Source organism: Pseudomonas caspiana, assembly GCF_040224095.2.
Classification (GTDB): Bacteria; Pseudomonadota; Gammaproteobacteria; order Pseudomonadales; family Pseudomonadaceae; genus Aquipseudomonas; species Aquipseudomonas caspiana.
This window is the reverse complement of the sequence record NZ_CP167995.1, coordinates 3,774,549-3,799,837: the sequence shown is the minus strand read 5'-3', so window position 1 is coordinate 3,799,837 and position 25,289 is coordinate 3,774,549. Positions and strand designations below refer to the sequence as shown.

The following is a 25,289-nucleotide window of genomic DNA, read 5'->3' as shown; positions in this document are numbered from 1 at the left end:
AGGCGGCCTGATGAATGCTCTAAATAAATTAATGGGTGGTCGGCAGGGTGTCGTGGGGCTACTGATACTTGCCACGTTGATTCTGGTGGTGTTTCCGCTGACGCTGGACGCCTTCAGGCTGAACATGGTCGGCAAATACCTGACCTACGCCTTCGTCGCCGTCGGCCTCGTGCTGTGCTGGGGCTACGGCGGGATTCTCAGCCTAGGCCAGGGCGTGTTCTTCGGTCTGGGCGGTTATTGCATGGCGATGTTTCTCAAGCTGGAAGCGTCGGACCCGGAAAGCACCAAGATCCAGTCCACCCCCGGCATTCCGGACTTCATGGACTGGAACCAGATCACCGAACTGCCGTGGTTGTGGGTGCCGTTTCACAGCTTTACATTCACGGTCATTGCGGTGATCGGCGTGCCGGTGATTCTCGCGCTGGTGATCGGTCTGGCAATGTTCAAACGCCGGGTGGGCGATGTGTATTTCTCCATCGTGACCCAGGCCATCGCGCTGATTCTTACTGTGCTGATCATCGGCCAGCAAGGCCTGACCGGCGGCGTCAACGGCATCACCGACCTGAAGACCTTGCTGGGTTGGGACATCCGCAGCGACGGGGCAAAACTGGCCCTGTACTTCATCAATGCCGGGCTGCTGCTGGCTTGTATTCTGATTGGCAAATTCATCCTCGCCTCCAAGCTTGGCCGACTGCTGATGGCGATGCGTGACAAGGAGGAACGGGTGCGTTTTTCCGGCTATGACGTGGCCAGTTTCAAGATTTTTGTGTTCTGCGTCGCAGCGGCATTCTCGGCCATTGGCGGGGCGATGTTCGCCTTGCAGGTGGGTTTCATGTCGCCGTCCTTCGTGGGCATCGTGCCCTCCATCGAAATGGTGATCTTTGCCGCCGTGGGTGGACGCATGTCCTTGCTTGGCGCTGTGTACGGCTCGCTGCTGGTCAATTACGGCAAGACCTACTTCTCCGAATCTTTCCCTGAGCTCTGGCTGTACCTGATGGGTGGCCTGTTCATCGCGGTAGTCATGTACTTCCCCAACGGTCTGGCCGGTTTGTGGGAAAGCCATGGCCGCAAATGGCTCGCCGCAGTACGCGGCAAACCTGCGCCGGTGCTTGAAAAGCCGCATATCACACCGGTTCAGGCCATCCCCAAAGCCAGCGTCACGCCTCTGGAGACTCAGCCATGACCAGCCCGACTGGCTTTCAAATGAACAAACCGGTGCTGGCGATCGAAGGGCTGACGGTGTCATTCGACGGCTTCAAGGCGGTGGACGACCTCAATCTGTACATCGACCGCAATGAAGTACGGGTGGTGATCGGTCCCAACGGTGCGGGCAAGACCACTGTGCTGGATCTGATCTGCGGCAAGACCCGCGCTACGGGCGGCAGCATCCAGTTCGAGGGCCGGGAGCTGACCAAAATGCACGAGTACGACATCGTTCGCGCCGGTGTCGGACGCAAATTCCAGACCCCGTCGATCTACGACAATTTGAGCGTGTTCGAAAACCTGGAAATGTCTTTTCCGGCAGGTCGTTCGGTGTTCGGCGCGTTGTTTTTCAAGCGCTCCGATGAAGTGGTTGCGCGGGTCAGGGACGTCGCGGCGGACATCTTCCTCGGTGATCTGCTTGAGCAGCAGGCGGGCTTGCTCTCCCACGGCCAGAAGCAGTGGCTGGAGATCGGCATGTTGCTCATGCAGGACCCGCAATTGCTGATGCTCGACGAGCCGGTCGCCGGGATGAGCGTCAGCGAGCGTTCGCAGACCGCCGAGCTGCTCAATCGCATCAGTCAGGGACGTTCGGTGCTGGTTATCGAGCACGACATGGAATTCGTCAAAAGCATCGCCCACAAGGTCACGGTGCTGCATCAGGGCAAGGTGCTGGCCGAGGGCAGCATGGAGTCGGTGCAGACCAACCCGAAAGTCATTGAAGTTTATCTGGGCCACTAATCAGGAGCGCGGCATGTTCAAGATCAATCAGCTGGCGTGCGGTTATGGCCAGAGCCAGATCCTTCATGGCCTGGACCTCAGTGTCGAAAAGCAGGAAATCGTTGCGGTCATGGGCCGCAACGGCATGGGCAAGACCACGTTGTTCAAGAGTCTGATGGGCATCCTGCCGCAATGGGGCGGGCAGGTGCAGGTCGAGGGTGTTGACGTGTCGGCCATGGAAACCCATTCGCGGGTTGAGCACGGCATGGCTTACGTGCCGCAAGGGCGGATGATTTTTCCGGCCATGAGCGTGCTGGAAAACATTCAGACCGGCTTGCCGGCATCGGCTCGCGGCATCGTCCCGGAAGACTTGTACGCGTTGTTCCCGGTGCTCTACGACATGCGCGGTCGACGCGGCGGCAACTTGTCAGGCGGTCAGCAACAGCAGCTGGCGATTGCCCGTGCGCTGGCGACCAACCCCAAGGTTTTATTACTCGATGAGCCAACCGAAGGCATCCAGCCGTCGATCATCAAGGACATCGCCCGCACCCTGAAAGAGATCCGCACCTTGCGCAACCTGACCATTGTGGTCTCCGAGCAAGTGCTGTCATTCACCCTGGAGATCGCTGACCGATTCCTGGTGATCGAGAAAGGCCGCTTCGTGATTGAAGAGACCCGGGCCAATGTCGATGAAGCGACGATCAGTCGGTATTTGTCGGTGTAGCAGATCAAAGATTTTTGTTGTTTGACCTGCCGTCATCGCGGGCAAGCGCGCTCCTACATGGGGTTGCCTGTAGGAGCGCGCTTGCCCGCGACAGGGTCGCCACCTATCCAAAAGGAGAAACGCCATGACCGAAACGCTGATCAAAGTCGACCTCAACCAGCCCGCCACTGAAAACGAGAACATTCACAACCGCTGGCATCCGGACATTCCGATGGCAGCGTGGGTCAAGCCGGGGGATGACTTCATCCTTGAAACCTATGACTGGACCGCTGGCGCGATCAAGAACGATGACGACGCCAGCGATGTGCGCGACGTGGACCTGTCCACCGTGCATTACCTGTCCGGGCCGATTGGCGTGCATGGCGCCGAACCGGGTGACTTGCTGGTCGTAGACCTGCTGGACATCGGTGCGCGAGCGGACTCCCAGTGGGGGTTCAACGGGTTCTTTTCACGCAACAACGGTGGTGGCTTTCTCACCGATCATTTTCCTTCGGCACAGAAAGCCATCTGGGACTTCAAGGGCATGATGACCAGCTCCCGGCACATTCCCGGCGTGGAATTCGCCGGGTTGATTCACCCGGGCCTGATCGGCTGCCTGCCGGATCACAAGATGCTAGCCGAGTGGAACAAGCGTGAGCAGGAACTGATCGACACCAACCCGACCCGCGTACCGCCACTGGCCAATCCACCCCATGCGAAAACCGCGCACCTGGGCAAGCTGAAAGGCCCGGCTCGGGACATGGCGGCCGCGACCGGCGCTCGTACCGTGCCGCCTCGTGAACACGGTGGTAATTGCGACATCAAGGATTTGTCCCGTGGCTCTAAAGTGTTCTTCCCGGTCTACGTCGACGGTGCGGGTCTGTCGGTGGGCGATCTGCACTTCAGCCAGGGCGATGGCGAGATCACCTTCTGCGGCGCCATCGAAATGGCCGGCTGGGTGCACATGCGTGTCGAGCTGATCAAGGGCGGCATGGCGAAATACGGCATCAAGAACCCGGTGTTCAAACCGAGCCCCATCGTGCCCACTTACAACAAGTACCTGATCTTCGAAGGCATCTCGGTGGACGAATCAGGCCAGCAGCATTACCTGGACGTCAACATTGCGTATCGCCAGGCGTGTCTGAACGCCATCAACTACATGACCAAGTTCGGCTATTCACCGGCTCAGGGTTACGCGTTGCTTGGCTCCGCGCCAGTGCAGGGACATATCAGCGGCATCGTCGACATCCCCAACGCGTGTGCCACGTTGTGGCTGCCGACCGAGATCTTCCAGTTCGACATCAACCCGAACGCCAACGGGCCGACCAAATTCATTGATGGGTTGGTTGATCTGCCGATTGCCTACGATTTGTAAATTGTCGCCACCTTCCTGTAGGAGCTGCCGAAGGCTGCGAAAGCGTTGGATCAGTTAAATCCATTCGCAGCCTTCGGCAGCTCCTACAGGAGATCACTTTTCAGGGATTTGCCTATATGCCCCTATACGAATTCGATTGCCCCCGCTGTGGGGATTTCACGGCGCTCAAGCCCATGGCCGAAAGCGGCGCGCCGTGTGCGTGCCCGGAATGCGGTGAGTCGAGCATGCGGGTGATTTTGTCTGCGCCGGGTTTGAGCTCGGTATCAGGCAACAAACGCCGCGCTATCGAGACCAACGAACGCAGCGCCAACGCCCCGAAAACCGTTGCCGAGTATCAAGACAGCAAACGCCACCCCAGTGGCTGCAGTTGCTGCGGGCCGAGCAAACCCGTTGTGCCTACCAAGGCCAACCCCCACGCGCTGAAAGGCAAGGCGGCGGGGCGGCCGTGGATGATCAGTCATTGAAATGCAAATCCTCACAATTGCACAAGTGCTGAGATCACACCGGTGGGAGATTCTATGTTGGCCTGCAAACCTGTGGGAGCGAGGCTTGCCCGCGATGCAGACGACTCGGTTTGTCAGCTATACCGTGTCATCGTTCATCGCGAGCAAGCTCACTCCTACAGGTGAGTACCAATATTTGTGAGCGGTGCCTTGGCCGAGCCGCATCCGGACAGGACGATAAACGATAACGCAGTGTGTCTTCCAACCTCGTCTCATGTATCGCGGGCAAGCCCGGCTCCCACAAAAGCATCGCGTCAAAAGGGGCAATTGCGCCAAGGCCTCAGCCAGAACGCCAGCCCAACCAACAACACCGCCCCATACGCACAACTCAACCCCAATTGCAGCCAGGTGTCGCTGATCGGATGCAGCACCAGCGCCGCGATCAGCATGGCAACCGCGCCCAGTGCCCATTGACTTTGCCAGGGTACAAAGGTCAGCAGTTGTTGGCGGCGCATCAGCAGCAGGCCGGTGATGATCGCCCCGATCAGCGCCGCGATGGCGATGCCGATCAGACCGAGGAAAAACGGCAGAGCACCCAGCAGCAGGGCATTACACAGGTTGCCGATCAACTCGCAGTTCAACGGCATTCGGGTATCGCCGGCCGCGTAGGCGTAACGCGCAAGCAAGGCATTCCAGGCACCGAACATGAGGGGCACGGCGAACCAGGCAAGCAGCTCCGGCAACGGCCCGTCATGGGCGAGGGTTGGCAGAAGTACAACCACCAGCGCACCCGACGCGCCGATCAGACCGGCGATGGCGGGCAGGGTCAGCAAGGTGGCGCTGCTCAAACCTTTGCGCAGCAGCACCAGACGCTGATCGGCGGCGCTGCCGCTCATCAAACCCAGCAACACCTGGTTGAGACTCATCAGAGCAATCAACGGCAGGTTGATCAACTTGCGCGCCAGGTTGATCCAGGTCACCGCGCCTTCGCCCAGCAGCGAAGCGACCATGCGCTCCAGCAAGGCCAAGCCCTGGCTGGCGAGGTTGCTGCTCAACAGTGGGCCGATGCGTTGCAGCAGCTCCCGGCCAACGCCCGGTTCGGCCTGCCACTGAAAAGGTTTCCAGCCCATTCGGTACAGCGTTGGAAGCAGCGTGCCGGGCATCAGTAAACTGCCCAGCACGCAAGACAACGCCAGGCCGACCGGTGTGGCTGCATGACTGGCGACGGCGAGGTAGATCACCGGCGGCAGGTTGAACAACAACGAGCCCAACCCGGCCATGACGAAACGCGAGCGTGCCTGCAACGGCACACACAACAACGCATGTAACAGAAAACCCGGTGCGCACCACGCCAGCCATTGCAGGCTGCTGCCCGCCAGCGCGTAACCACTGTCATCCAGCCCTGGCCCGACGCCCCGTACCCACAGCGGTGCGCCAAGACTCAACAACAACGCCAGCGCCAAACCACACAGCAACAGCCGCGGAGCCAAGGCATTCAGCCAGCGTTGCTGGGCGGGCAGTTCACGCTGTTGATACAACGGCAATGCAGCGGCGCTCAACAATCCGGCCGCCAGGGCCATGCGCAGCGCTTCTGGAAGAAACATCGAGACCAGAAATGCGTCGCTTCGCGCGCCTGCACCCCAGGCAGCGACCAGCAGCCACTCACGGGCAAAACCGGCTGCCAGACCGGTCAGCGTGGCGAGCGTCAGCCAGAGTGTTGAACCCAGCATGCGTCAGCCTTAATGGAACAAAGCGAACAGGCCTTTGCCGCCCACTTTGTAGTTGAGGCCACGGGCGCGCTCGCCTTTGATTTCGGCGTTCGGACCACTGACGATGGCGTAGGGCGGGATAGGTTTGGAGACCACGGCTGCACCGCCCACGACTGCACCTTCACCGATTTCAGCGCCGAAAGAGAGCAGGGCACGGCTGCAGATCCAGGCGTAGTCATGGATGTAGACCGGTCCGCCGACAGCCCAGAACTCTGGTGCTTGCAGGTCGTGACCGCCGGCGATGATCAGCACGTGAGAGGCCACCGTTACATGATCGCCAATGATCAGTCCGCCGCGGGCATCCAGTTGGCAGTGCCAGCCGATGGTGGTGTCGTCACCTATACGCAAGCTGTCGACGCCAAGGATTTCGGTATTGCGCCAGACGCTCGAACCCTTGCCGATTTTCGCCCCGCCAAGTCGTAGCCAGGCCAGGCGCAGGGTGTGGCTGGGGATCTTGCAGATCAGAATGTTGTAGGCCTGCTCCCAAGTGCGCAGCATGCGGTCGCGCAGGGTCGGCCAGTTGATGCCGTACAGCGGAATCAACGCGCCTTTCATTTCACTGGCCAGCAAGCGGTAGAAGCGCCTGGCCAGCGGATGTTCGATGTGCGGCTCGATATTCAGGTAGCTGATGAACGACAGCGTGCGACCCTTGATAGTGGTTTCAAAGCACACGTCGTGACTGAGCATCCATTGATAAGCGCTTTGCAGTTCTTCGAGCTCTACGCCCATTTTGCGCGCGTATTCAGGCAAGGCCAGGTGCAGGTCGTGGGAGTGCATCAAACGGTGTTTCATGATTTGGATTCCTGCTCCGGTAAGACGTGTTGAACGAGGGCCGCCTGGCTTTTCAAGCGTTTTGCTTCATGCAGATTGATGCCCAGCATCAGCCAGAACACGGCGATCAGTACGCTGGTAAAACTGAAGTAGTGGTCGAACAGGCCGCTGGTCAACGCGGCCAGCAAGCCGGTGGTGGTGCCGAGCCAGATGGCATTGTCATGAGTGAGGGTGATGAAACCCTCTTCAGGGCGGGTTTCACGCCACCAACTGGCCGTTACCGCAATAAACAGCAGCATGCCGGGGATGCCCGTCTTGTAGATGAAGTTCAGCCACAGGTTGGAGATCCCGAACAGCGTTGCACCGGGTACTGGCGGGTCGATCTTGAAGCCAATACCCATGGGGAATTTGGCCATGGCATCAGGGAAGTGGCTGTACTCCAGAAAGCGAATGGCGGTACTGGTGTCGTCGTTGGTGAACAGGGTGAAAATCCGTTCCTGCAACGGCGGGTAAAACATCAACAGCAGTGCCCCGGCGACAGCACCGCCCATCAGCACACGACCAATGAAAGGCACCCGTTTACGCGCCATCCACATCATCACCAGGGCCAGGCTGACCAACGCGCCCCGCGAGCCCGTCAGCAACAGGCCGACGCTGCCCAGAATCGCCACGGCAAACCCCAAAGACTTCGGCCAGCCGCTGCGGGTCATGCCGATGCAGAACCCCAGCGGCACTATTAGTGCCATGGCACCTCCCGCCACGTTGGGGTGCATCCACGGTGTACCCATGCGATCGGCCAGTGAGAGCAGGCTGTCATTCAGCACGTCGACACCGCCATAACCAAGGGTGCCAAGGATCGGAATCATGGCGACGGCAGTGCGGGCTTTCAGGAACACCGGGATCGACAGTAACAGCAGCAAAAGCGTGCCGAGCAACAGGGCGCAAATCATCTGCTCGCGGTATTTCTGCTGATCCAGCAAACGCGGCACCAGGAACAGTGCCGACAGGTTGAACAGCCAGCGCACCCAGTTGATCGGTCCGTTACCCAATGCCGTAATGGTCAGTTGCCCGACAATGAACGGCAGCGCGCTGTACAGCATCAGCGCAATCAGCAGGCGTTCGGTACGCAGCAGCGGTGGCAGCTGCGGCGGGTTGGTGAACATCCGGTGCGCCAGATACGCGGCCCATACCAGCATCAGCAGCGCTTCGGACACCGTGGTACGGATGCCGACATTCACCGTGGAGTAAGGCAGGAACGTAGCCAGTACGCCGAACAGCAACAAGCCCCGCAATGGCCGACGAATCACCGTGGCGATGGCGACCACGCCAATCATCGCTGCCAGCACTTTGAACGCCGGTAACAGCCAGAACATCGCGCCGAACAGCAGACCGAAGAGCAAGCCGACGGGCATTGCCAATGGCATCAGCGCAACTCCTCGATCAGCTCATCGAAGCGTCGATTGAACGCTTCAGGGCCGTAGCCCGCGGCCCAGGTTTTGAGTACTTCAGGGTTTTCCTTTTCGGCATTGGCCAGTTCGCCCATGAGTGTGATCAATGCGCCCGTGTCGGTTGGCGAGAAGCGTGGGCTACCGGGTGGGGTGATCTCATCCAGCGAGGAACCGCTGGCAACGGCAACGGGTGTGCCGACACCCAGTGCTTCCACCACCGGCAGGCCAAAACCTTCGGCGTAGGAGGGCTGCCACATGCGATCGGCTCGCGCGTAAATAGCGTGCAGTTCAGCATCAGTGATGTCACTCAAAAAGTGCAGGCCGGGCAGCGCTTGCTGGGCTGGAGGCAAGTGTTCCGGGGCGCCGATCAGGATCAGGTCCGGCACGTTGTCGAACTGTCGCCGGGCACTTTGCCAGGCATCGATGAACCATCCCATGTTCTTGCGTGGTTCGCGGGTGCCAACGCACAGCCAGTAGCGCTCCGGCAGCGTCCAGCCTTGCAGGTCCGAAGGCGCATCGCTCCAGCCGCTGACCAGCGCGGGCAGCACTCGCAATTTGTCGCGGGTTTCGGGAAACAGCCGGATGCACTCGTCTGCGGTGAATTGCGACGGCGTCCAGATGCGATCCGCGACTTTTAATGAGTGGGCAATGGACAGGCGATCGGTGATGCCGTAAATCCGCGCCTTGAGTTGCGAGCCGTGGCTGTTTTTCAGCGTCAGTTGAAACAGGTCCTGCAATTGCAACACGTAACGCATGCCCTCGGGTTTGCGGCCCAATGGCAGGCCCATGTTCATGTTGCAGATGTATACCTGTACTTCAGCGTCGCGCAGGGCTTTGGGCAAAAATAAACCTTCAAAACGCAAGCGTTCAGGCAGCCGATGGATGCCATTGAGGGGCGTAGACCAGCGCGGACAGTAGGCAAGGCGGCGGATCGGATGATCGAAAGGGGCCACGCTGAACAACTGCACCTGGGTGTTGGGGTTGGCGCGCGCAGCATCTTCGAGAGCAATGTTCTGTCGACCGATGCCGCTGTTGGGGTAGCCGGTCGCCGGACGGTAATCGAGTCCTATACGCATGGGCGCGGCTCCTGTTTGGCGTTTGCGGGTGTCAGTCGAGTGTAAATCCGCTCCAACTGAGCGGCAGAGACTGACCAGTCGTGATGGGTCTGCACGTACTTGCGTCCGGCTTCGCCGATTTGCGCCAGGCGTGCCGGCTGTTCAATGACTTCAGTGATGATCCGTGCCAGCTCCTGCGGGTCTTCGCTGCCCAGATAGTGCTCGCCGTTGACCACTGCAAGCCCCGAGCTGCCCTGTTCGGTGGTAACGACCGGCAAACCGGCGGCCATGGCTTCCAGTACTTTGAGCTTGGAACCGCCGCCCTGACGCAGCGGGGCGAAAAATATTGCGGTGTTGTTCTGCAATGCGCGCAGATCCGGGACGAAACCCTGAAACTCGATGCGTGGATCGGGCCAGCGTTCGCGCCACGAGGCGGGCAAGGCGAAACCGCAGATCACGAAGCGCAGGGTAGGCGCGTGTTGCCAGACTTTCGGCAAAATTTCGTTGAGTGCCCATTCGATCGCATCGACGTTGGGGCCGTATTCGTAGTTGCCGATGAACAGCAGACGGTTACTGTACGGATCAGGCTGAACCTGGGCGTAGTAGCCGCAATCGACGCTGTTGACGACCACGGCCGTAGCTTTGCCGCTGAGTCGGGAAATTTCCTTGGCATCGTCTTCCGTTACGGCGATCAACTGATCGGCCTGGCGGAACACCCGGCTTTCCCAATGACGATAGCGCCAGCGGTCGTAGCTCGCAAACAGGCCTGCCCAGCGTGGCAAACGGTCGTAGCTGGTGGCGCCCATCGCTGATTCAACGTTGTGTTCGGTCATCACAAACGGTTTGCCCGATTCCTTCAATGGCTTCTCGAACGGCTCAAAACCGTAGGTGTGCTGAAGCTGGATCACGTCCCATGTCTCTTCAAGCAGCCCCTCGAACACCTCGCTCAGGCGCGGCGCATAGCCGTTGATACAGGCCAGCATGGGCGCGGGAGCCACGGCGATAGCCATGAGCGTTTTGGCACTTTTGAGTGGGCGGCGCGGCAGCACGATCAAGCGTTCCAGCCAGGGTTCCAGCGCGTCCCGAGTGCTTTGATCCACGTCCGTTTTGGATTGCACCAGCAACGTGATCTGGTGGCCACGGGCGGCAAGGTTGCGCAACAGGTGGTATTCCCGGGTTTTGCCGCCACTGGTGGTGGGCCAGGGCAGGTAGGGTAGTGTCCAGAGAATTCGCATCGCTCAGGGTTTCCATTCCAGAATTTGCAGGGTCGGCTTGAGGGCCAGGCTGACGCCTTGGGCATTGCTCAGTTCAGTGCGGGTGCCGCTCAAGGGATCGTGAAGTACCGCTGATTTGATCGCGGGGAAATTCAGCGTAGTGCCCGTGGCACTCCAGAACATCAGCAAGCGTTTGCCGTCGCTGCGGGTCCAGGGCACGGCGAATAGATCGCTGGGTACCGCGCTGACGCCAGGCGGGTCCGCTGGTTCAAGGCGCGGACCGGTGATGCTCAGAAAGTTTTTCAGGGCGGTATAGACCGGCTTCGGATTACCCTGCAGATCAAGCAAGCCGTAAGCCTGATCGCGGGCACTGGCGCGCTCGTCGAGATCACTCAGGTTGAACAGAAAAATCCGTTGGTAATCCAGCGCACTCATCAGTGCCAGGCGGCGCAGGGTGTAATCGGCCTGACCTTGCTGGCCAATGATGGCTTGCATTTCTACCGGGCCGTTGTAGCTGGACCAGCCCCATTCAGTCGCCCAGACTTGCTTCACGCCGTTGCTGCGCAGCAGCTTATTCATGGCGTTGGCTTTGACCAGGAAATCCCGGTCTGGCGGTGAGTCGCCTTCCGGGTATTCGGAATACGGGTGATACGCGGCGACGATGTCGCGCGTGCCCAAACCGCGGTCCAGCAGGGTTTGCAGCATGTAACCGGGGGTGCTGTGCATCTGGCTGTAATAGGCCATGCCCGCAGTGACGATGGTCTTGTCTGGCTCGGCATCGCGGATCGCCTTGGCGGTGGTCGTCAACAGGGTGTCGTAAGCAGCCGGGTCTTCCTTGGGAAGCCAGACAATGTTCGGCTCGTTCCAGACTTGCCAGTTATTGACTTGTGGATAGCGCTTGGCGAGGGCGGCCATGCGTGCGGCAAAAACGTTGAAATCCCGGGGTGGGTACTGATCGCGGCTGGCTACGCCCTCCGGAGCGCTGCTGGCATAAGGTGCTGAACCGACCATATACGCAAGAATGTTGTAGTGGTGGGCGTTCATGGTCGCCATTGCGCCATCCAGATCAGCCAGGTCGAACTGGTTCTGCTCGGGCTCGATGATCGGCCAGTGAATGGTCAGGCGCACCCAATTCAGGCCCAGCGCGTCTAGCTGATCCATCTGCTGCTGGTACATGGCCGGTGAAAAATACTGGAACTGCGCGTTGACCCCCAGGAAGTCCTGCCAGACCACTGCACGCGGCGCGCGCAGGACGGTTGCAGCCTGTACCTCAGGGATCAGATCAGACACCAGCGCTGAACAGGCCAGAACTCCGGCCAACCACAAACCCGCTGCAGATTTCATCTCAGTTGGCCTCGCATGCCTGTTGGAAGAGCTGACGGAAGCGCTCGGCGGTCTGGCTCCAGACTCGCTGTTGGCCGAGCACACTGGCCTGCGCAGCCCATTGCTTAGCCCGTTCCGGCACCGCGCAGACTTCATTCAATGCGGTGCTCAGGGCCTCGACATTGCCCTGAGGAAAAATCATGCCGTTGCCGTGGGAAACCTCTTCCGCGAAAGAGCGCGCATCGGAAGTGATCACGCCACGCCCGCAGGCCACCGCCCAGGACAACGCACCGCTGGTGCCGCGCAACTTGCCGAGTAGTTTCAGCTTGCTGGACTCGCGGTAAGGCAGAACCATGACGTGATGGGCCTGAATGACTTCGGCAATCGCGTTGGCCGGCAGGTCCAGATCCCAATCGATCAGATCGGTCAGCCCGAGTTGCTGAATGCGCAGCCGCAGTTGGTCCAGATAACTGCCGGAAGGACCGAAGGCCATTTCCGGCTCACTGCCGCCCGCCAGCGTCAGGCGCACCCGTGAGCGCAGTTGCGGTTGACGGGTGAACAGGGCAGCCAGCGCATCCAGCAGGTCCTCAATACCTTTACCGCGATAAATAAAGCCGAAGTACAGTAAGCGCATCGGTTGCAATGGCGGTAGCGGCGCGGGCGGGATCGGCAGGTTGCCATGGGCAATCACCGCCATTTGCTCCTCACGCAAACCCATGCGCTGGCGCAAAGCAACGCCACCTGCCTGGGTCAGCGTTATCAACCGGGTCATGCTGCGTGCCAGTTGCCGCTCTTCGTACAGGCACAACGGGTCGGCAACCACGGTAGCGATTTCCGGCAGAGGCGAGGGCAGCGAACTGGCCATGGACAGCGGCCATGGCAGCCTGGCCCGTCGCCATACCAGACGCTCCGGATCATGCACTGTCGCCGTCAACGGTAACTGCGCGAAGCGCTGACGCAAGGCGCGCAGGGCATGAAACTCCGCGAGTCGTCCGCCACCGATTTCGGCGTGCACCAGGTCAATGCCTTGCCAATCGGTTTCAGCCACGCGCTGGACGGCGCGCACCTGGTCGTTGCCGACGCCCGCCAGCGGTGTGCTGACCTGTACGCCGAGCTGCTCCAGCGCCTGCTTGAGGTGCCCGGCGTAGTCGGCGATACCGTTCTGCTCGGGCGGGAGTGGCGCGAGTAGGGCAATGTGCATGTCAGCCTCGGTTCTGGAAGCGCTTGAGGTAATCCATCACGCGTTTCGGCACTTTGTAACGGCGACGGTTGATGATGATGCCGTCAACTTTCTTGAACGCGGTGTGTAGCGTTGCCAGCACGTTTTCCAGCATCGGCACTGTGGTTTCTTCGGCTTTGACGATCAGCAGGATCAGGTCGGAATCACGCAGTAAGGCAAACGCATCCTGGTTGCTGAAAATGCTTGAAGCATCAATCAGCACGATTTCACCCGGCGCTGCGGGACCGGGGCCAGCGGTGCGCACTGTGTAGCCGTGTTCTTTTAGCAGGCTGGCAAGGTGGCCAATGACAAAGCTGACACCTTCGCCTTCGTGAGATGAGGTGAAGCCCAGCGCCAGTCCTTTTTCTGCGACCTGACGCAATGGCAGTGTCCCGTACAACCTGTGCAGGCTGGCCGTGAACGCTGTATTGCGCGTGTCCTGGGCGTTGCCCAGCTCTTGAAGACTGGTCCAGACCGGCACCCCGAAACGGTTTTCGATCTTGTCGCCGTCGTGAATCCTTTGATCCAGCAGGTAGAAGAAGTACAGGGCAACCAGACCGACGCCGACACTGAGCGGAAACGCCAGAATCAGCATCAGCAAGCTTTTCGGAAAGACCCGGCTGGGGTTGTAAGTAGCCTGCTCAATGATGGCAATGTTGCTGATCTGACTGCGATCCAGTTCACGGTCGATACGGGCTTTTTCAAGGCTGCTGCTGTACAAGGCGAAGCTTTTCTCGGCGGCGTCCAGTTCACCTTGCAGGCGGGACATCTCCGGTTCCAGATTCAACGCCAGTTGGCGGCTTTTTTCCCACTGCGCCAATTGCAGGTTTTGTTGGGTCAGTTGCGATTGCAGACGCGCGTAGCTGGCTTGTTGGTCGGCCAGCACGTTTTGCATGCGGTTGTAGATCGGGTTGGGCGTGATGCTTTCTGAGCGTTGAATGGTTGCATCCTGCTGGTTCAGGATTTTTTTCAGGTTGTTTATTTCTTCATTGAGTGCACGAACCGGTGGTGCCGACTCCTTGAATGAGCGCAGCAGTTCCTGGCGCTCGACTTCCTTGCCGTTGATGCGGTTTTGCAAATCCTGGCGGTTGGGGTTGAGGCTCAGTTCGCGACCGGCACTGACCGTTTTCGATTGTTGCCTGAGCTGCTCCTGCAACTTGTCGAGACCGGCCTTGGTTGAGGCAATCGAACGCATGGTGTTATTGCGTTCGGTGGTCAGGTCATTAAGGCCTTGGGAGGTGTCTGCCAGGCGTTGGGCAATGCTCACTGCACCCAGCTGATTGAGGTAGGTCTGGATTTGCTTCTTGTAACTGAGAATCCGCGACTGTGTGTCTTTGACTTCGGTTTCGTAGAATTGATAAAGACTGACGCGGCCGAGTACACGGGTACGTTGCTGCTCGTATTCGGAAATCCAGGTTTCCAGGACTTCCTTGGCCACCTGCGGGTCATTCCAGGAAAAGGTCAGTTCCATCACTGCCGAGCCAGGGTCATGGCTGACTTTGAAGTTTTTCGACAAGTCTTCAGCCAGTCGCTCCTCCGGGGAGCGCTTCTCGACCAGCCCAATGAGTTGCAATGCACCACGAAACACGCCGATGACTGAATTCACGGTGTCTTTGAGCAGGTTTTTCACCGAGGCCAGAAAACCTTGCTCCTGCTCGGCTTTGGAGATCTCGGCCAGGTATTTTTCGGCAACCGTGCGCATGATGGGCCGCCCCGTGAGCATGCGTTCTTCATCGAGGATCGGGTCGCGCTGGGCACTGGGAATCACGATGGCCTGACGATCAGCAAACTCGATCGGCACGGTGCTGCTGTCGCGGCCAGGTTTGACCAGCAACAGGGCGGTGGATTCGTAGCGATTGGGCAGCAGAAAGGCACCGAGCACGATGATGATGAAAGTCACCATGACGGTCAGTCGAACTTCATGTTTGAAAATGAAGAACAGGCGCAACAAGTCGCGCAATGAACGAATATTGATCATGTCTTTTCCCTGACTTTAGTTTTCGCTGCGCAGGTTGTAATTCACGCCGAAACCCAGTGACTTGGCAAAAGGGATCAGTTGGTTGAAATACAGATTTACGCCGTCGGCCTTGTCACCCGCTGATGACTTGGGCACGAACACCACATCGCCGCGCTGTAACAGCACCGGGCCACGTGGCCCCGAACTGTCTGCCCAGAGCAGCTTGCTGAAGTCGAAAAAGTAGGTCTTGTAGAGGCCGTTGTCTTCCTGACGAAGCAGGGCGACCATCGTCGCGTCGCCGTCATTGGCAACGCCACCGGCACCGACAATCGCCTGAACCAGCGTGGTGGCGACTGTGGCGGGAAGGGCCGTCGAATTGCGTACCGCGCCGCCGACGAACACGGTGTTGCCCGGCGATTGGGAGATGTTGATGGTCATCGCGGTTTCACGATAGACGTCCTGCAGCTTGCCTTGCAGGTGTTCGGTCAACTGCGGCAATGTCATGCCGGCAGCCTTTACGGAGCCAATGTATGGATAACTGAACGTGCCGTCGTTGAGCACCTGAAACAGGGTCAGCTCGTAGATGGAGTTTGCTGTAAAAGCCGAAATGGACGGTGCTTCCCCGGTATTGCGCACGATGCGCAACGTATCACCAGGCCGCACACGTTGCGGTGGCAATGGTTGACCGGCAAGCGCGCGGCCGGCGGCCTTGCCGGCTTCGATCTGTGCTTCGTCGTCTGGCAGACCTACGCGTGCCGGGGTGCTGCAGGCGCTGACCACCAACAGGCTCAGCACCAGCAACGTGTTTCTGACCACCCCCAAACTCCTGTCTTGCATGAAGTACTACTCCCGTATCGGGTAAATCAATCATGTAGGCGGTTTACCGCTGTCATCCGTGTTGCAAAGTGCATACCGCACAAGCAGGTTTATCGTGGTCGCTGTTGTTCACTGCGAGTCAGGGTGTCGGGAGCGGTGCCGCGACCCGACCATAAACATCGGTGAAGCGCACGATGTCGTCTTCTCCCAGGTACTCGCCGCTCTGCACTTCAATCATCACCAGATCGATCACGCCAGGATTGACCAGCCGATGAGTGTGTCCCGGCTTGATGAACGTCGATTCGTTGGTGTCGAGCATGAATTCGCGTTCGCCATTGGTCACTCTGGCCATGCCGCTGACGACAATCCAGTGCTCGCTTCGGTGGTGGTGCATTTGCAGCGACAGCGAGGCTTGCGGGCGAACGACGATGCGTTTGATCTTGAAGCGCTTGCCTTCTTCAAGCACGGTGTAGGTGCCCCACGGACGGGTGACCGTACGGTGCAAGCGGTAGGCATCGTGACCTTGACGCTTGAGTTCTTGAGCGATGTATTTCACGTCCTGAGTGCGTTTGCCGTCTGCGATCAGCAGTGCGTCCGGGGTGTCGATGATGATCAGGTCATCCAGACCCACGCCACCGACCATTCGCTTGGAATCGATATAGCAGTTGCTCACGTCGTGCAGTACGGTCGGGCCGTTGCACTGGTTGCCGTGTGCATCGGCGGGGACCAGTTCGCGTACCGCCTGCCATGAACCGATATCGTTCCAGCCCAGTTCGCAAGGCACCACCGCGACCTTTTGCGAGCGCTCCATCAAAGCGTAGTCAACGGAAATATCCGGGGCTTTGGCGAATGACTCACTGTCCAGTTCAATCTGCAGCTCGTTATTGCCTTCCTTGCTGGCGCTCACCTCCAGGCAGGCCTTGACCGTTGCCAGAACCTGCGGTGCATGTTCGGCGAACTGTTTGATGAGGCTGTCGGCGCGCATGCAGAACATACCCGCGTTCCACAGGTGCAGACCGCCATCCAGGTAAGCCTGGGCAGTGGCGGCATCCGGTTTTTCGACAAAGCGTGCTACCTGATAGCCGTCGCTGTTGAGTGACGGACCTTTTTCGATATATCCGAAACCGGTTTCCGGCTTGCTCGGCAGAATGCCGAACGTCACCAGCCAGCCGTCATCGGCCAATATTCTGGCGGCCTGAACCGCCTGTGAGAAAGCGGCCACGTCAGCAATCAAATGATCGGCGGGCAGCACCAGTAACTGCGCATCTTCGCCATACAGCCGGGAGACATGCAGCGCGGCCGCCGCGAGCGCTGGCGCTGTATTGCGGCCGAAAGGTTCGAGTATGAAATCCAGTTTCACTTTGGTTTTGTTGAGCTGGCGATAGTCGTCCACCGTGCGGAAATACACTTCCCGGTTGGTGACCGTCAGCAGGCGTCCGACATCCGGCAGGCCAACAGCCCGGTTGAATGTTTTCTGCAGCAGGCTTTCGCCGTCACGAAGGCGCATGAAAGGCTTGGGCATGGCTTCGCGCGAGACCGGCCACAGCCGGGTGCCGGCACCGCCGGCGATAATGCAGGGGATGAGGATGCTCATCAATAAGCCTCACGAGTGAATAGCACTGCTGGAACAGTGCGAAGAAGGATGTAAATGTCGAACCAGACGGACCAGTTTTCGATGTACTCCAGATCGAATTCCACGCGTTTTTCGATCTTTTCCACGGTGTCTGTCTCACCACGATAGCCATTGATCTGCGCCAGACCGGTAATGCCCGGCTTGACCCGATGGCGTGACGTGTACTCCTTCACCGCTTGCTCGAAAAGAATCCCGGCCGCTTTGGTGGCCGTTGCATGGGGGCGCGGTCCTACCATGGACATGCTGCCTGCAATCACATTGAACAGCTGAGGCAATTCATCCAGGCTGGTCTTGCGGATGAAACGTCCGACCCGGGTAACTCTGGCATCCCCCCGGGTGGTTTGTTGCGCTGCGGTCGCGTCGCTCTGATGGTGATACATAGAGCGAAACTTGCAGACCTTGATCATGCGGTTGTTATAGCCATAGCGGTTTTGCCAGAAGAACACCGGGCCGCGGGAGTCCAGCTTGATGGCGATGGCGGTTGCCAGCATCACGGGTGACAACAGCACCAGGGCGAGGCTCGATAGCACCAGGTCCTCAACCCGCTTGAATAGCGGCGACCAGCCGGAAAGCGGCACGTCTGATGCGTTGAACATCGGCAAGTTGGCGACTTCTGTGATCCGGTTGTGGGCGTGACGGAAGGCGACCATATCCGGGACCAGCAGCACATTGACCGGCAGGCGACGCAGCTCGCGAATGATGTAATCCATGCGGTTTTCCGCTGACCAGGGCAGCGCCACCAGCACCTGTGTAACCTTTTCTTCGCGAATCAGCCGCTCCAGATCGTCACTGTTACCCAGCAGTGGCAGGCCGGCCATAGTCTTGGGCAGGCGCCCGATCCGGTCATCGATGAAGCCGCTGACGCCAGAGCGGATATCCTGATTTTCCAGCAGATACTCGGCCAGCCGCTGGCCGTTTTCAGTGGCCCCCAGGATGATCGCGTTTTGCAGGAACACACCCTTTTGCATCAGGTGCTTGAAGAGCATCAGTTTGCACAGCCGTTCAATGCAGAACAGCGCCAGGCTGGAGACGTACCAGATCACCAGATGATCATTGGTAATGTAGTCAAAGAACGCCAGAGTCTGATGCATGAACAGCAGCAGGCAGAACGCGGCCGACCACGCGACGATGATCAGCCGGAAGCGGAACGCGTTACTGAACATGGCTTCGGAGTAAATACCCAAGGCTTGAAAGATCAGGACGCTGAGCAGCCCGAAGAGCAGTTGCACGGCGAAATAGCTTTGCGGGACCTCGGAAAGGCCGTCTTTGGAAAAGATCAGAATCAACAGGCCTGGGAGGATGCAGGCGATCCCGTGGGCCAGGCGAATAGCGAAAAGAAAATACACAATCAAACTGTTTCTGGTTTGCAGGAGGCTGTTAACAGGCTGCAATCGCATAACACTTCCTCACTTCATCGGTCCGTGACTACTTATCCGCGATCCAGATACGAAGCGCTTTCAAGTGGAAGTCAATAAAATGTCCTTTTCTGACTTGCTAGGTGAATATAGCCATTTATTTGGCATTCGCACGTCAGGTACTGCTAATTCTCATCATTTCTTAAGAATGGAAACAGGCCTAATACTTTAGTGATGTAGGACTCATCGGTGCGTTAGGTAGGTTTTACCCTCAAATGAGTGCATAAACGGAGTAAAGCTCAAGACTTGCATAAAGCCATCGCATCGAATTGATTTCCTTTCAAAACTCCCTGAAATGGCACCTTTTCATGCCGCGTGTGATGAAGGGTGTCACCCGCGCGAGCCAATGTTTTCGGGGGGACAGCAGGACAGTCTCGGTGAGTTGAAAAATTATCTGATCAGAACGGGTTTTTTTCCGTCCGTTGAGGTCAACATCTTGCGCATCGACTCAGGGGAGCAAGTAGCAATGACACGGCGGGCATTTTTGATTTTGCATGGCAAACAGGCACTCAACGAAGAAGTTCGCGAGGCTGTTACCCGAAAGCGCAATGAAGGCTGGGACCTCGACGTTCGCCTGACGTGGGAGGGCGGTGATGCTCAGCGTCTGGTGAGTGAAGCGCTGGCGGCCGGGCATTCGCAAATCATTGCCGGGGGTGGTGACGGTACGTTGCGGGATATCGCTGAAGCCATCGCGAATGCCGATACCGACGCTGAACTGACCATCATGCCGTTGGGTACCGCCAATGATTTTGCCCGTGCTGCAGGCGTTCCGCTTGAACCGGATGCCGCGCTGGATTTGCTTGACGTGCCCGCCCGCCCTGTGGATTTGGGCGAGGTCAATGGCAAGGTATTCCTGAACATGGCAACGGGTGGCTTTGGCAGCCAGGTTACTGCCAATACCTCTGAGGACCTTAAAAAGGTGTTGGGGGGCGCAGCGTATCTCTTTACCGGCCTGACACGTTTCAGTGAGCTGAGCGCGGCCTACGGCGAATTGAGCGGACCTGACTTCCACTGGAGTGGGGACTTGCTGGCCCTGGGGATTGGTAATGGTCGTCAGGCCGGTGGCGGGCATGTGCTGTGCCCGTCAGCGTTGGTGGATGATGGCCTGCTGGATATCAGTATCCTGCCCGCACCTCAGGAAGTGGTCGGAACACTTAGAGGGTTACTGGAGGGCGGGCTGGGCATCGACAATATGTTCATTCGCGCACGGCTTCCGTGGGTAGAACTCAAGTCGGCGCAGGGGCTGGATATCAATCTGGATGGCGAGCCGCTGTCCGGGGAGAATCTGCGATTCTCGGCGCGTCATGCAGCCTTGAAGGTGCACTTGCCGGTGGGCTCTGAGTTGTTCGGGGAAACACCGCAGCTCAATCGTCCAGACTGATAATGCCTTCACGCACACAAAACAGGACCAGCCCGGCCACGTCATGAATTTGCAGGCGTTTCATGACCTGGGCGCGGTGGGTTTCCACGGTCTTGATGCTCAGGCCAAGGCCGCTGGCAATTTCCCGGGTGGATTTGCCGCGTACGATAAGCCGCAGGATCTCCAACTGGCGGGCCGTGAGGTTATGGTTCTGCGGTTTTTCGATTTTGCTGGCCTGAACGCTGATCAACGCCTGGCTGATGACCGTATGGGCGATTGCCGGGCTCAGGTAACGTTCGCCATTGCTCAAGGCTTGCAGCGCCTGTTCCAGTTCGGTGGCCGCGGCGTCTTTCAGCAAGTAACCGTGAGCGCCAGCCTCCAGAGCCTGCATGATCCGGGTCGGGTCGCTGTGCATCGAGAGGATCAACACTTTGCTATCGGGCAGGACGCTGTTCAGCTGTTTGAGTGCTTCCAGCCCGTCCACATCCTTCATCGAGATATCCAGCAGGATGATGTCGGGGTTCAACTCCGTGGCCAGAGCGCTCAGTTGCGAACCATCGCAGGCTTCGCCAATGACTGAATAGCCGGGAATGTCGCCCACCAGGGCGCGAACTCCGGCCCTGATCAGAGAGTGATCGTCAATCAACAGCAATGTGCAGGTCATCTAGCCTTCTTGTTCAGATTTGCTCGTTCATGAGTACGGGGTGTCCAGGGCAGCAGCACATCGATGCGCGTTCCAGCGCCGGGCTCACTGTTTATCGTCCACGTGCCGTTCAGGAGGGCTGCGCGTTCAGTCATGCCAGCCATGCCGCGCTGCCCCTCAAGGGCAGGGTCAACTGCAGGTGTAAACCCCAGGCCGTCGTCGCTGATATGCAGCTCCAGCCCCAGCGGCGAACGCCGTACGCGCACCAGCAGGTTTTTTGCCTGGGCGTGGCGCAGGACATTGGTGACGGCTTCCTGGGTAATGCGAAATGCCGCGACGCTCATTTCTTCCGGTATACCCGCCAATTGCTGCTTGCACTCCAGGCTCCAGCGCACCTGGCTGTCAGCCAGGGTTCGGAGCAGATGCCCGCGCAGGCTTGCTTCAAGTCCCAGGCTGGTGAGTTGGCGCGGATGGAGGATGGCGGAAACATCGCGGACCTTGGCCAGGGTTTCGTCGAGCGTCTCGTTGAGCTGTCTGCTGTGCTCCAGCAGCTCCGAAGGCAGGCGACGTCTTAGCCATTCGGATTGAAGCTTCGCTGCGGTGAGCATCTGGCCAATGTCGTCATGCAGTTCGCGGCTCAGGCGATGCCGTTCGGTTTCCTGAACCTGAAGCATGTGGTCAGCCAGTTCTTGAGGCTGGAAGCGAATCGACTGGCCATAGCGCAACTGCGCTTGCCAGACGCTGGCAAAGGTCGCGAGATTGAGCAGTAGCAGGGCAACGGGGAATTCGTCAGAAGTCAGGTACAGCGCAACATTGCCAACTGCTGCCCCAATGCATAGAACGGCATTCAGCCAGAGAGCGTTCCTGGTACTTAGCGGCCGAAATCTGAAAACATTGGTACGGGCATGCATAGCGATGGAGCCATCGGGTGGTCACTGCGAACAACCTGCCATCAGGATGCCAGGTCAATATCGGGCGAATCATTGAGACTGCGCGCCTTTACTTCTCTTACCGGTTTTTCGGGTATTTCATCAACCATTCTGCGCGATCATCAGCATGTCAATAATGCTGCGGGTCGTGATATTACATCAATGTTTAAAGATTGAACGAGTCGCCCTGGCTCGGCGCAGGCTTTTCGATAACTTCTGGCAGACAGTCAATGCGCCCAGTACCGCGAGGGTGGGGCAAAGCAGCCCCTGGCACGTTTGGTTTATAGAGGAGCCGCAGGGGCTGGTTTGGGATCTGTGTGCTGTTTTTTCGCTTTGTGCTGACGCCGTTATGGGCAGTCAGCGGTCTGCTAATCCGTGCTGCCCTTCGGATTGAAGCCGGGGTGGTTCCTGAGCGAACTCGGGCATTTCCAGGCCACAGGTGTAAGCGAGCTTGTCCAGCAGTTCTTTTTGCTCGGTGTCATCCAGTGGCAGTTGCCCCGTCTGTGGGTCAATCAGCTCAAGTTGCCATGCCAACAGGGTGACGCAGTGTTCCAGCGTCTGCAGCGCATCATCGCTGAGGCGGACACCAGGACACGCAGCATTCAGCATGCTCCGCAACTGGCGCGCGAAATCGGCAGTGGAGGGGATCAGAGCGTTGTCGGCGGCTTCCGATAATTTGAACAGGGTACCCAGCAGGCACTCGACGGCGTCCTGGTCATTACTGATCATTTCCAGGTGCGCGAGGCATTCCTGACAGGTGCTCAGCAGTAACTGTGACTCATCAAAAAAATCGGGGTGGATCTGCTGCCACTCTTTGTCGTTCAGCATGGGGTATCTCCATGGGTCATGGATCGCTCCAGTGTAGTACCCGGTGCGTATTGCAGAACGTTAATGTGGAAGTGAAACGGAAGTCTGTAGGGCGCTTCCGAATGTTTCGAAAAAGAAGGGCGTTTGATCAATGTTGCGACTGGACGCTGATGGCTTCGAACCGAGCTGAAATTCACAATTGCGGCGGGCACGAAAAAGCGTTCGCCGCTTGCGGCAAATCGAGACGGCAATATTGTTCGGGATGCCGACAACGCAAACACGACTTTGACTCCATTCAATAATGAGAATGGTGTCACAATAATGGCTAACGCTTGGCGCGAAAATCAGGTTAGCCCTGAGGCGGGTCTAGGGGTTGCCCTTAGGTATAGAACGCACGGCCCATGCAGGCTGTTATCGGCGGTGGTTACTGGTCGGAATGAGCACAGGTCATTCGCCTATGAGTAAATCATGATGTTAAAGTGATATCAACGTTTGTTTTTAAACGTTCATTACTATTAAGGTCCCGCTGTTTTCAGCCGATAACAACTTCGCAGACTCACTGTGACCCACGCTTCAGGAGCAATAAATGGCTGGCATTCTCGACTCGGTAGATCAACGCACACAACTGGTGGGCGAGAACCGCCTTGAAATCCTCATGTTTCGCCTGGCGGGCCGACAGCTGTTTGCAATCAACGTGTTCAAGGTTCAGGAAGTTCTGCAACTGCCTAAACTGACGCTGATGCCGCAGCGTCATTCGTTTGTGTGCGGTGTGGTGAACCTGCGTGGCCAGACCCTGCCGGTCATCGACTTGTCCCAGGCCATTGGGATGAAGCCGCTGGTACCGGGGCCGAACAGCACCATTATCGTCACCGAGTACAACCGCTCGGTACAGGCTTTCCTGGTGGGTGGCGTTGATCGCATCGTCAACATGAACTGGGATGCAATCATGCCTCCGCCAGCCAGCGCAGGCCGTCAGCATTATCTGACGGCAATCAGCAAGGTTGACGACCAGTTGGTTGAAGTCATCGACGTTGAAAAAGTCCTTGCCGAGATCGTGCCGTACAACGCCAAAGTGTCCAGCGAGAAGCTCGAGGATCCTGTACTCGCCGGTGCAGTGGGTCGTGAAATCCTGTTGGTGGATGACTCCAAAGTCGCCCTTAGCCAATTGCGCGATACGTTGTCTCAGTTGGGTCTGAAGCTGCACGTGGCCAGTGATGGTCTCAAAGCGCTGAACATGCTCAAGACCTGGGCTGACAGCGGTGAGGTCATGACCGAGAAGCTGTTGATGGTCTTTACCGACGCGGAAATGCCGGAGATGGACGGCTACCGTCTGACTACCGAAATCCGTAACGACCCACGTCTGCGTGAACTGTACGTGGTGCTGCATACCTCGCTGTCCGGCAGCTTCAACGAATCCATGGTGAAGAAAGTCGGCTGTGACAACTTCCTCTCCAAGTTCCAGCCGGACAAACTGGTCGACGTGGTCCGTGAACGTCTGATCATGGTTCAGGGCTGACCGAACCTCCAGGGCCGATGGGCCTGGGCAAGCGAGCCAGGCGCAGCGTTTGATCTGCGCCCTGGCTCGCATTGCCATGCCTGACACCGATCAAGTTCGTATAAGCTTGTGGCCTTCATGATTACGGCGATTCAAGCCGAACAAGGACCAGGCCATGATGCATCTCAGTGCGCTCTATCGTTTCCCCCTCAAATCCTGCAAGGCTGAAGTCTTGCAGCAGGCGTCGTTTGACGAGTTGGGGATGACCGGGGATCGACGCTGGATGTTGGTGGACGAGGCCAGTGGCCGGTTTCTCACTCAGCGTGCTTTGCCGCACATGTCGCAATTGTCAGTGCTGTTGAGCGCCGACGGTGGCGTGACCCTTCAGGCGCCAGGCTTCGCGGCGCTGGATATCCCTGTCCCGCAAAATATCGAACAGTCTCTGCGCGGCGTTACGGTGTGGCGTGACACGTTGCGTGTTCCGGATGCCGGTGACGAGGCCGCTCGTTGGGTCAGCGATTTTATTGGTAAACCGACCCGCATGGTGCATGTACCGGCTGACCGCGCGCGCATGTTGCCCGGCGGTCTTGGTGTGGACGATAAGCGGGTCGGGTTTGCCGACGGCTTCCCCTTGTTGCTGATCGGTCAGGCCTCTCTCGATGACCTTTCGGCGAAGATCGGCCGTCCTCAGGAGATGCTGCGTTTTCGGCCGAACCTGGTGGTGGAGGGGGCCGAAGCATTCGCCGAGGATGGCTGGAAGCGCATTCGTATCGGTGACATCGAGTTCCGTCTGCTCAAGGGATGCACGCGCTGCATCCTCACCACTATCGATCCCGCCACTGGCGAACGCAATGCGGACCGCGAACCGCTGACGACCTTGAAGACTTATCGTGAACGTGAGGGCGACGTCTGGTTCGGGCAGAACATGGTCAACGACGGGCCGGGCATCATCGAAGTCGGCATGCCGGTGACAGTGTTGGAGTGAAGCCTCGAC

The 25,289-nt window shown here is 58.4% G+C and carries 22 protein-coding genes; 8 read left to right on the top strand and 14 right to left on the bottom strand.

The window, feature by feature from the left end; genetic code table 11:
* Positions 1-10: 10 nt before the first annotated feature.
* From urtC to ABRP31_RS17390, 5 genes are all read left to right on the top strand, one after another.
* A complete protein-coding gene (gene urtC, locus ABRP31_RS17410; RefSeq protein WP_349969480.1) occupies positions 11-1,183 on the top strand; it encodes an urea ABC transporter permease subunit UrtC in 1,173 nt (390 codons plus the stop codon).
* The gene (gene urtD, locus ABRP31_RS17405) at positions 1,180-1,941 is read left to right on the top strand and encodes an urea ABC transporter ATP-binding protein UrtD (RefSeq protein ID WP_349969479.1); all 762 of its coding nucleotides are present in this window, start codon (positions 1,180-1,182) and stop codon (positions 1,939-1,941) included. The genes urtC and urtD overlap by 4 nt, the downstream gene beginning before the upstream one ends.
* A 13-nt stretch (positions 1,942-1,954) precedes the next feature.
* Positions 1,955-2,644, top strand: a complete 690-nt coding sequence (urtE, locus tag ABRP31_RS17400) for an urea ABC transporter ATP-binding subunit UrtE (RefSeq protein ID WP_243245768.1) — start codon at positions 1,955-1,957, stop codon at positions 2,642-2,644.
* Positions 2,645-2,768: 124 nt separating this feature from the next.
* The gene (gene fmdA / locus ABRP31_RS17395) at positions 2,769-3,998 is read left to right on the top strand and encodes a formamidase (RefSeq protein WP_349969478.1); all 1,230 of its coding nucleotides are present in this window, start codon (positions 2,769-2,771) and stop codon (positions 3,996-3,998) included.
* Between the two features lie 116 nt (positions 3,999-4,114).
* A complete protein-coding gene (locus ABRP31_RS17390) occupies positions 4,115-4,462 on the top strand; it encodes a zinc ribbon domain-containing protein (RefSeq protein WP_349969477.1) in 348 nt (115 codons plus the stop codon).
* 293 nt (positions 4,463-4,755) lie between these two features.
* Here the strand turns inward: ABRP31_RS17390 and ABRP31_RS17385 are convergent, their stop codons facing one another.
* From ABRP31_RS17385 to ABRP31_RS17335, 11 genes are all read right to left on the bottom strand, one after another.
* Entirely contained in the window at positions 4,756-6,171 is a 1,416-nt protein-coding gene (locus ABRP31_RS17385) for a lipid II flippase MurJ (RefSeq protein ID WP_349969475.1), read from the bottom strand.
* A 9-nt stretch (positions 6,172-6,180) separates the two neighbouring features.
* Complete coding sequence (locus tag ABRP31_RS17380) at positions 6,181-7,002, bottom strand: acyltransferase (protein ID WP_087265150.1); 822 nt, start codon at positions 7,000-7,002, stop codon at positions 6,181-6,183.
* Positions 6,999-8,405: an O-antigen ligase family protein gene (locus ABRP31_RS17375; RefSeq protein ID WP_349969474.1), complete on the bottom strand. Its 1,407-nt coding sequence runs from the start codon at positions 8,403-8,405 to the stop codon at positions 6,999-7,001. Before ABRP31_RS17375 ends, ABRP31_RS17380 begins: the two co-directional genes overlap by 4 nt.
* Positions 8,405-9,505, bottom strand: coding sequence for a glycosyltransferase family 1 protein (locus ABRP31_RS17370; RefSeq protein ID WP_087265148.1), 1,101 nt, complete (start codon positions 9,503-9,505; stop codon positions 8,405-8,407). The genes ABRP31_RS17375 and ABRP31_RS17370 overlap by 1 nt, the downstream gene beginning before the upstream one ends.
* Positions 9,496-10,719: a glycosyltransferase family 4 protein gene (locus ABRP31_RS17365; RefSeq protein ID WP_087265147.1), complete on the bottom strand. Its 1,224-nt coding sequence runs from the start codon at positions 10,717-10,719 to the stop codon at positions 9,496-9,498. Before ABRP31_RS17365 ends, ABRP31_RS17370 begins: the two co-directional genes overlap by 10 nt.
* A 3-nt stretch (positions 10,720-10,722) precedes the next feature.
* Complete coding sequence (locus ABRP31_RS17360) at positions 10,723-12,042, bottom strand: cellulase family glycosylhydrolase (RefSeq protein ID WP_349969473.1); 1,320 nt, start codon at positions 12,040-12,042, stop codon at positions 10,723-10,725.
* Between the two features lies 1 nt (position 12,043).
* A complete protein-coding gene (locus ABRP31_RS17355; RefSeq protein WP_087265145.1) occupies positions 12,044-13,222 on the bottom strand; it encodes a glycosyltransferase in 1,179 nt (392 codons plus the stop codon).
* Position 13,223: 1 nt separating this feature from the next.
* Positions 13,224-15,218 carry an exopolysaccharide transport family protein gene (locus tag ABRP31_RS17350; RefSeq protein ID WP_087265144.1) on the bottom strand — a complete coding sequence of 665 codons (1,995 nt, stop codon included), beginning with the start codon at positions 15,216-15,218 and terminating at the stop codon, positions 13,224-13,226.
* 15 nt (positions 15,219-15,233) lie between these two features.
* Positions 15,234-16,034 (bottom strand): polysaccharide biosynthesis/export family protein, encoded by an 801-nt coding sequence (locus tag ABRP31_RS17345; RefSeq protein ID WP_349969472.1) that lies wholly within the window; start codon positions 16,032-16,034, stop codon positions 15,234-15,236.
* 118 nt (positions 16,035-16,152) lie between these two features.
* Complete coding sequence (locus tag ABRP31_RS17340) at positions 16,153-17,607, bottom strand: mannose-1-phosphate guanylyltransferase/mannose-6-phosphate isomerase (protein ID WP_349969471.1); 1,455 nt, start codon at positions 17,605-17,607, stop codon at positions 16,153-16,155.
* Positions 17,607-19,043 (bottom strand): undecaprenyl-phosphate glucose phosphotransferase, encoded by a 1,437-nt coding sequence (locus ABRP31_RS17335; RefSeq protein WP_349969470.1) that lies wholly within the window; start codon positions 19,041-19,043, stop codon positions 17,607-17,609. Before ABRP31_RS17335 ends, ABRP31_RS17340 begins: the two co-directional genes overlap by 1 nt.
* 484 nt (positions 19,044-19,527) lie before the next feature.
* On the opposite strand from ABRP31_RS17335, the gene yegS reads away from it, so the two are divergent.
* Entirely contained in the window at positions 19,528-20,442 is a 915-nt protein-coding gene (yegS, locus tag ABRP31_RS17330) for a lipid kinase YegS (RefSeq protein WP_087265285.1), read from the top strand.
* On the opposite strand, the gene ABRP31_RS17325 is transcribed toward yegS, so the two are convergent.
* The 3 genes from ABRP31_RS17325 to ABRP31_RS17315 all read right to left on the bottom strand — a co-directional run bounded on the left by ABRP31_RS17325 (position 20,426) and on the right by ABRP31_RS17315 (position 22,821).
* Positions 20,426-21,085, bottom strand: coding sequence for a response regulator transcription factor (locus ABRP31_RS17325; protein WP_087265140.1), 660 nt, complete (start codon positions 21,083-21,085; stop codon positions 20,426-20,428). The two genes, yegS and ABRP31_RS17325, sit on opposite strands and share 17 nt — an antisense overlap.
* Entirely contained in the window at positions 21,082-21,975 is an 894-nt protein-coding gene (locus ABRP31_RS17320; RefSeq protein ID WP_087265139.1) for a sensor histidine kinase, read from the bottom strand. Before ABRP31_RS17320 ends, ABRP31_RS17325 begins: the two co-directional genes overlap by 4 nt.
* A gap of 375 nt (positions 21,976-22,350) precedes the next feature.
* The gene (locus ABRP31_RS17315; protein WP_349969468.1) at positions 22,351-22,821 is read right to left on the bottom strand and encodes a hypothetical protein; all 471 of its coding nucleotides are present in this window, start codon (positions 22,819-22,821) and stop codon (positions 22,351-22,353) included.
* 565 nt (positions 22,822-23,386) lie between these two features.
* Here ABRP31_RS17315 and ABRP31_RS17310 point away from each other — a divergent pair.
* Together ABRP31_RS17310 and ABRP31_RS17305 are read left to right on the top strand one after the other, a co-directional pair.
* Positions 23,387-24,316, top strand: a complete 930-nt coding sequence (locus tag ABRP31_RS17310) for a chemotaxis protein CheV (protein WP_087265138.1) — start codon at positions 23,387-23,389, stop codon at positions 24,314-24,316.
* 154 nt (positions 24,317-24,470) lie between these two features.
* On the top strand, positions 24,471-25,280 hold the full coding sequence (locus tag ABRP31_RS17305) for an MOSC domain-containing protein (protein WP_087265137.1): 810 nt from the start codon (positions 24,471-24,473) through the stop codon (positions 25,278-25,280).
* The last annotated feature ends 9 nt before the right edge of the window (positions 25,281-25,289 follow it).